Here is a 6,489-nt window from a genome sequence, read left to right as displayed (position 1 = left end):
TGCGGACCGCCTGGCTCTTGATCGTGATGCCGCGCTCCCGCTCGATGTCCATGCGCCAGGCCGGCCGAGCGGCCGCCGGCGTCGATCGCGGTGAGACCGCGCAGCATGCCCTCGTAGCCGATGAGGCCGTGCTGCAGGTCGAGGCAGACGTAGTCGTAGCCGAGCCGGGCGATGCGCTCGGTCGACACGGGCGAGTCGAGGGCGATCCAGTAGCCGACCGCGGGCTCGCGGCGGCGTAGGCGGTCGGTGAAGGTACGGGCGTCGGTCACGGGTTCCCTCCGGGTCACCGGTTGTAGGCGGGCATCGGCCCGGCGAGGATGCGGCCGACCTCGTCGCAGGCGGCGAGGACGTCGGGCGGCAGCGGTCCCCGGGCGGTGGCGGCGAGGTTCTCGCGCAGCTGCCCGGTCTTCGAGCCGCCGAGCACGACGCCGCTGACCACCTCGCGGGACAACAGCCAGCGCAGCGCGAGCTCGGGCAGCTTGAGCCCGGCGCCGTCGGCGACCACCTGCAGCGCGGTCACGGCGTCGAAGAGCGGGCGGCTCCAGTACCGCTCGCGGTACATGGCGGCGAGCGCCGAGGAGCCGAAGCGGCCCTCGTCCGGCGGCGCGTCGAACGTGTGCCGGCCGGTGAGCAGGCCGCCGCCGAGCGGGTTGTAGACGATCGTCGCGATGTCGTGCGTCAGCGCGTACTCGGCGTACTCGTGCTCGAGCCGCCGGGCGACGAGGTTGTACAGCTGCTGCGCCACGCGGGGCGGCGGCGCGCCGGCGGCCGCGCACGCGGCGGACACGTCGGCGATCTGCCAGGCGGCGTGGTTGGACACGCCGACGGCACCGATCTGTCCACCGTGGACGAGCCCGGCGAGGGCCTCGGCGGTCTCGCCGAGCGGCGTCGAGCGGTCGGGCTGATGCAGGTACAGCAGATCGACCCGATCGGTGCCGAGGCGGCGGAGGCTTGCCGTGACCGACGCGGTGAGCCCCTTGCGGGACAGCAGCGGCTCGCCGCCCGCGTCGCCGGCGTACATACCGGCCTTCGTCGCGATCGTGACCCGGTCCCGCCGCCCGCGCAGGATCTCGCCGAGCATCAGCTCGCTGCGCCCGCCCGCGTAGCCGTTGGCGGTGTCGATCGCGGTGATCCCGTGGTCGAGGGCGAGGTCGACCATCGCACGGGCGGTGTCCGCGTCGGCGGTGTCGCCGAACGTCATCGTTCCCAGAACGAGGCTCATGCGGTGGCCACGCTCTCGGCGGTACGGGCCGCCGCGACGTGCCGTACGACGTCGCGGGGCTTGCGGCCGGTGATGAGCGCCGGGTCGAGGACGCTGCGGCGCAGCCGTTGCGTGTACTCGTCCCGTGGGTGGTGCAGCACGTCCTCGGCCGGCCCCTGCTCGACGATCCGGCCGTTCCGCAGGACCAGCACCTCGTCGCAGATCGCCCGCACCACGCCGAGGTTGTGGGAGATGACGAGGTACGTCAGGCCGCGCTCACGCCGCAGGGTCGAGAGGATCTCGAGGATCTGGGCCTGCACGGAGACGTCGAGGGCGCTGGTCGCCTCGTCGCACACCAGCAGGTCGGGCTCGGCGGCGAGGGCACGGGCGATGCCGATGCGCTGGCGCTGGCCGCCGGAGAACTCGTTCGGCTTGCGGTGCACCGCCGAGGCCGGCAGGCCCACCGTGTCGAGCAGCTCCCGGGCGCGGCGCTCACGGATCTGTCGGGAACGCTCGCCCCGGACGGCGAGGGGCTCGGCGACGATCTGCCAGGCGCTCAGGTGCGGGTCGAGCGAGCCGTACGGGTCCTGGAACACCATCTGGATGCGGTGCCGCAGCGGCCGCAGCTCCCGCGGGCTGAGCCGGGCGAGGTCGACGCCGTCGAACGTCATTGACCCGGTGGCCGGGCGGACCAGCCGGACCAGCGCACGGGCGATGGTGGACTTGCCGGAGCCGGACTCGCCGACGATGGCGAGCGAACCGCCCGGCGGGATGCGGAACGAGACGTCGTCGACCGCGCGGTGCAGTTCGCGGCCGTGGCCGTACTCGACCACGAGCCCCTGGACGTCAAGCAGCGCCGCTGCTGGCTCGGTCATGGCGTCGTCTCCTTCGTGCGGGCGGCCGGGTCGTCCCACGGTCCGAGCGCGGGCAGCGCGTCGAGCAACTTGCGGGTGTACGGGTGCTGCGGCCGGTCGATGACGTCCTCGACGGCGCCGCTCTCCACGAACCGCCCAGCCTGCATCACGTGCACCCGGTCGCTCATGAGCCGGGCGACACCGAGGTCGTGGGTGATCAGCAGGATCGCCGCGCGGGTCCGCTCCTGGATCTCCAGGAGCAGGTCGAGGATCCCGGCCTGCACGGTGACATCGAGGGCCGAGGTGGGCTCGTCGGCGACGATGAGATCCGCCTCCGTCGACAGTGCCATGGCGATGAGTACCCGCTGCAGCATCCCGCCCGACAGCTCGTGCGGGTAGGCCTTGAGCCGCCGCTCGGGCTGCGTGATGTGCACGGCGCGCAGCAGGTCGAGGGCGCGGCGCCCGGCCTCGGCCTTCGAGCAGCCGCGGTGGGACAGCCGGATCGCCTCGACCATCTGCTTGCCGACCGTGACGATCGGATTGAGCGCGGTCATCGGGTCCTGCGGGATGAGCGCGACGGTTCGCCCGCGCAGCGCGCCGATGTGCCGGCGGCTGGCCACGACGTCCTTGCCGGCGATCCGGGCGTGCCCGGACAGTACCGCGAGGTCGTCCGGCAGCAGCCGCAGCAGCGCCATCGCGGTCGTCGACTTGCCGGAGCCGGACTCGCCGATGACGGTGACCGTCTCTCCCGCCTCGATCGTGAAGCTCACACCGTCGACGGCCCGCACGACGCCAGCGCCGGTCATCAGGTCGACGGTCAGGTCGCGCACCTCGAGCACCGCCATCAGGGTTTCACCGCCTTGGCCCGCCGCACCCGGTCGCGCAGCCCGTCGCCGAGGAGGTTGACACCGAGCACCAGCAGCGCGATGGCGATGCCGGGCACGGTGACCAGCCACCACGTGCCGGTGACGAACAGCTCACGGCCGTCGGAGATGATGCCGCCCCAGGTCGGGTACGGGCGCTGGACGCCGGCGCCGAGGAAGCTCAGCGCACTCTCCAGCAGTACGGCCTGGGCGAGCAGCAGCAGCACCACGACGAGCGCCTGGGACAGGATGTTCGGGATGATGTGCCGGGCGATGATCGTCAGTCGCCTCAGCCCGAGGGTCTGCGCGGCCGCCACGTAGGGCTTCTCGCGCTCGACGAGCACGAGCGCCCGGGTGAGGCGGGCCGGCTCGGGCCACTGCGCGACGGCGATCACGACCGTGATGACCGGCACCGACGGTCCGAAGAGCGCGACGACGAGCAGCAGCATGAGCAGTAGTGGCAGGGACATCTGCGCTTCGAGCAGGCGCGAGACCACGGTGTCGACCCAGCCGCCGAGGTAGCCGGCGGCCGCGCCGGCCACGATGCCGATGACGCCGGAGAGCAGGATGGCGAGCAGGCCGATGAGCAGTGACGTCTGGCCGCCGAACAGCATCCGCGAGAGCAGGTCGCGGCCGTTGGGGTCGGTGCCGAGCAGGTGCCCCGGGCTCAGCGGGGGTAGCGACGTCTCGCGGAGCACACCGCGCACCGGATCCGGCAGCGGCAGTACCCGCGCGAGCGCCACCGGGACGATGACCACGCCTGCGCAGATCGCGCCGGCCCAGATCTTGACGGTGCTGTACCGGGCGCGCCGCGCAGCGGCGGACCGGCGCAGGACCCGGGGCGGGACGGCGACGTCGCTCATCGGGTTGCCTCCTGACCGAGCCGGACGCGGGGATCCATGAAGGGGTACAGCAGGTCCACGAGGAACTGGACGACCAGCGCGAGCACGACCGTCACGAGTACGGTCGCCTGGATCAGCGGGAAGTCGCGCCGCTGCAGCGCGTCGACCACCAGCTCGCCGACTCCAGGCCACTGGAACACGACCTCGACGATCACGACGCCGTTGAGCATCGCGGCGAACCTGGTGCCGAGCGCCGTCACGACCGGGATCGAGGAGTTGCTGAAGGCGTAGCGCCAGGTGAGCCGGCGCTCCGAGACGCCGCGCGAGCGGGCGATGGTCACGTAGGGCGCCGTGAGGTTCACCGTCATCTCCCGCCGCACGAGCCGGGAGATGAGGGCCACCTGGAGCACTACGATCGTCAGGCAGGGCAGCACGATCGAGCTCATCGACGTGAACCCGGACGGCGGGAACCACTGCAGGTTCACCGCGAAGACGATGAGCAGCACGAAGCCGATCCAGAAGTCCGGCATCGACTGCGCCGCGATGGTGGCGATGTTCGCCCCGAGTTCGGGCGCCGTGTTGCCGCGCCGGGCCATCCACACGCCCAGCGGGATGGCCAGCAGCGCGGTGACCACGATGGCCGCGAGGGCCAGGGTGATCGTGTACGGCAGGCGGTCGAGCACCACCTGCAGCGCGGACTGCCGGAACTGGAACGACTCGCCGATGTCGCCGTGCACCAGACGGTTGAGATAGGTGAGGTACTGCACGAGCACGGGCTGGTCCAGCCCGAACTCGTGCCGCACCGCGTCGAGCTGTTCGCTGGTCGGGTTGGGCGGCGCGTAGTTCACCGCAGGGTCGCCGGGCGCCAGGCGCAGCAGCACGAAGACCGCGGTGACGGTGAACCACACGGTGAGGATGCTCTGCCCGAGACGCTTGAGCAGGTAACGCCGCATGATGTCAGTCCGAGACCTTGACCTTGGACAGCTCGTAGGAGTTGGCTGGCGACAGCTCCAGCGTCGTGACGCGCTTGCGCTTGGCGAGGACGTTGTCGGGGGTCCACGCCCACATGGCCGGCCACTGCACCCAGATCTTCTCCTGGGCCTGCTTGAGCAGGTCGTTGCGCTTGGCCGTGTCCGGCTCGCCGCTCGCCCGGTCGAGCAGCGCCGTGACCTCCGGGAAGACGAACCCGTGGTACGTGTCGCGGGTCTTCTCCTTCTCGGCGGTGCCGCCGTACTGGCCCTGCAGGTTGGTGAGGGCGAGGCCGGTCTGGTTGCCGTAGCCGTTGCCGAGCACGTCCCAGTCGCCCGCCTCGCCGCGCCGCCAGCTGTTGATCTCGCCGCCCTTGGGGATCTCCTTGAGCGTCGCCTTCACACCCACGTCGGCGAGCATGGGGACGAGGGCCTCCATGACGCGCGCCGCGCCCGCGAACTCGGACTCCTCCCAGATGATCGTGAGGTTGAGATTCGTGACGCCCTCAGCCGTGAGCATCTGCTTGGCCTTCGCGGCGTCATAGGCGTACTGGCCGGTGCGCACGAACCCGGCGAGCGTCTTGGGCACCACGCCCTCAGCGGACGTGACGACGCCGTTCATGAGGCTCGAGATGAGCGAGTCGTGGTCGACCGCGTAACTGAGCGCCTCGCGGACCCGGGGGTTGGCGAGCGGGTGGCCCGGCGGCTTGCGGAAGTTGTAGAACAGGTGAATCAGCCGGGTGCCCGGGCCTTGGACGAGGTCGATGTCCTTGTTCTTCTTCAGTGAGGTGGCCGACTCCGGGGTGATGGTGTCGATGACGTCGGCCTGCCCGGAGGTGATGGCGATGACGCGCGCGCCTTCCTCCTCCTGGTAGGAGATGCTGATCTCCTGGAGCAGCGCCTTCTCGCCCCAGTAGTTCTCGTTGCGCACCAGCTTGTAGGTGCCGGTGCCGGAGTCCGCCGACGCGACGGTGAACGGCCCGGTGCCGATGCCGTCGCGCAGCTCCTCCGCCTTGTTGGCCTTGGCCGGGGTGATGAGGATGTTCGACATCAGCGAGTCGAGCGTGACGAGCGGCTTGACGGTGGTCAGCGTGAAGGTACGGTCGTCGATCTTGGTGAGGGTCGGCTGCTCGGGGAACTGCGAGGCGACGTACCCGGCCTTGACCTGGAAGTAGAGCTTGAGCGCGGCCTCGACGTCCTCGACGGTGACCGGCGCCTTGTCCGAATAGTGAATGTCCTGGCGCAGCTTGACCGTCCACTTGGTCGCCGACGTGGCTTCGAACGACTCGGCGAGCACGAGCTGCGGGCGCAGGTCCTTGCCGATCGCGGTCAGCGCCTGGCGCACCGCCCGCTGGACGGTGACCGCCGCGTCGTACTGGTTGAGCTTGTTGTCGAGGCTGACCAGGTTGCGGTTGAGCACGATGCTGAGCTTGCCGCCCGCGCCCGATCCGTCGTCGTCGCCGCTCTGCGGCCCGGCGCAGGCGACGAGGGCGGCGCCCATGGTGGTGCCGAGTCCGACCAGACCGGCGAACTGCAGCAGCGCGCGGCGTGAGACTCCTGCGTCCGACCGGATGAATGGGGTGTCGGTCCTCGCAAATGTCCCGGACATGACTTCCTCCTCGTGGCGGCTAGGTCCCATCCGTTTTGTGACCGAGGCCACTGGACGGTGCGCACACGATGGCATAGTTGCGCGTTGTGCGCAATGCCGCTAGCGTCATTCGCGCCACTACGGGCAACTCAACCACTTCCACACCGCCCGGA

At 70.7% G+C, this 6,489-nt stretch carries 7 protein-coding genes; all 7 read right to left on the bottom strand.

The window, feature by feature from the left end:
* A partial coding sequence (locus ABZS66_RS41790) for a hypothetical protein (RefSeq protein WP_354767846.1) occupies positions 1–269 on the bottom strand: 269 nt, incomplete at its 3' end.
* A 14-nt stretch (positions 270–283) separates the two neighbouring features.
* On the bottom strand, positions 284–1,222 hold the full coding sequence (locus ABZS66_RS41785) for an aldo/keto reductase (protein ID WP_354767844.1): 939 nt from the start codon (positions 1,220–1,222) through the stop codon (positions 284–286).
* A complete protein-coding gene (locus ABZS66_RS41780; RefSeq protein WP_354767842.1) occupies positions 1,219–2,076 on the bottom strand; it encodes an ABC transporter ATP-binding protein in 858 nt (285 codons plus the stop codon). The genes ABZS66_RS41785 and ABZS66_RS41780 overlap by 4 nt, the downstream gene beginning before the upstream one ends.
* Positions 2,073–2,900 (bottom strand): ABC transporter ATP-binding protein, encoded by an 828-nt coding sequence (locus ABZS66_RS41775; RefSeq protein WP_354767840.1) that lies wholly within the window; start codon positions 2,898–2,900, stop codon positions 2,073–2,075. The genes ABZS66_RS41780 and ABZS66_RS41775 overlap by 4 nt, the downstream gene beginning before the upstream one ends.
* The gene (locus tag ABZS66_RS41770; RefSeq protein WP_354767838.1) at positions 2,900–3,781 is read right to left on the bottom strand and encodes an ABC transporter permease; all 882 of its coding nucleotides are present in this window, start codon (positions 3,779–3,781) and stop codon (positions 2,900–2,902) included. The genes ABZS66_RS41775 and ABZS66_RS41770 overlap by 1 nt, the downstream gene beginning before the upstream one ends.
* A complete protein-coding gene (locus tag ABZS66_RS41765; RefSeq protein WP_354767836.1) occupies positions 3,778–4,713 on the bottom strand; it encodes an ABC transporter permease in 936 nt (311 codons plus the stop codon). The genes ABZS66_RS41770 and ABZS66_RS41765 overlap by 4 nt, the downstream gene beginning before the upstream one ends.
* Positions 4,714–4,717: 4 nt before the next feature.
* The gene (locus tag ABZS66_RS41760; protein ID WP_354767834.1) at positions 4,718–6,337 is read right to left on the bottom strand and encodes an ABC transporter substrate-binding protein; all 1,620 of its coding nucleotides are present in this window, start codon (positions 6,335–6,337) and stop codon (positions 4,718–4,720) included.
* Between the last annotated feature and the right edge of the window lie 152 nt (positions 6,338–6,489).

Origin of the sequence: Dactylosporangium sp. NPDC005572 (assembly GCF_040605515.1) — a bacterium.
Classification (GTDB): Bacteria; Actinomycetota; Actinomycetes; order Mycobacteriales; family Micromonosporaceae; genus Dactylosporangium.
Note: the sequence above shows the minus strand (reverse complement) of the source record. Positions and strands in the feature narration are given on the sequence as shown.

Coding starts and splice junctions, on each gene's coding strand:
- ABZS66_RS41765 (WP_354767836.1), bottom strand. CDS start 4,713: ATGCGGCGTTACCTGCTCAAGCGTCTCGGGCAGAGCATCCTCACCGTG.
- ABZS66_RS41770 (WP_354767838.1), bottom strand. CDS start 3,781: ATGAGCGACGTCGCCGTCCCGCCCCGGGTCCTGCGCCGGTCCGCCGCT.
- ABZS66_RS41760 (WP_354767834.1), bottom strand. CDS start 6,337: ATGTCCGGGACATTTGCGAGGACCGACACCCCATTCATCCGGTCGGAC.
- ABZS66_RS41780 (WP_354767842.1), bottom strand. CDS start 2,076: ATGACCGAGCCAGCAGCGGCGCTGCTTGACGTCCAGGGGCTCGTGGTC.
- ABZS66_RS41775 (WP_354767840.1), bottom strand. CDS start 2,900: ATGGCGGTGCTCGAGGTGCGCGACCTGACCGTCGACCTGATGACCGGC.
- ABZS66_RS41785 (WP_354767844.1), bottom strand. CDS start 1,222: ATGAGCCTCGTTCTGGGAACGATGACGTTCGGCGACACCGCCGACGCG.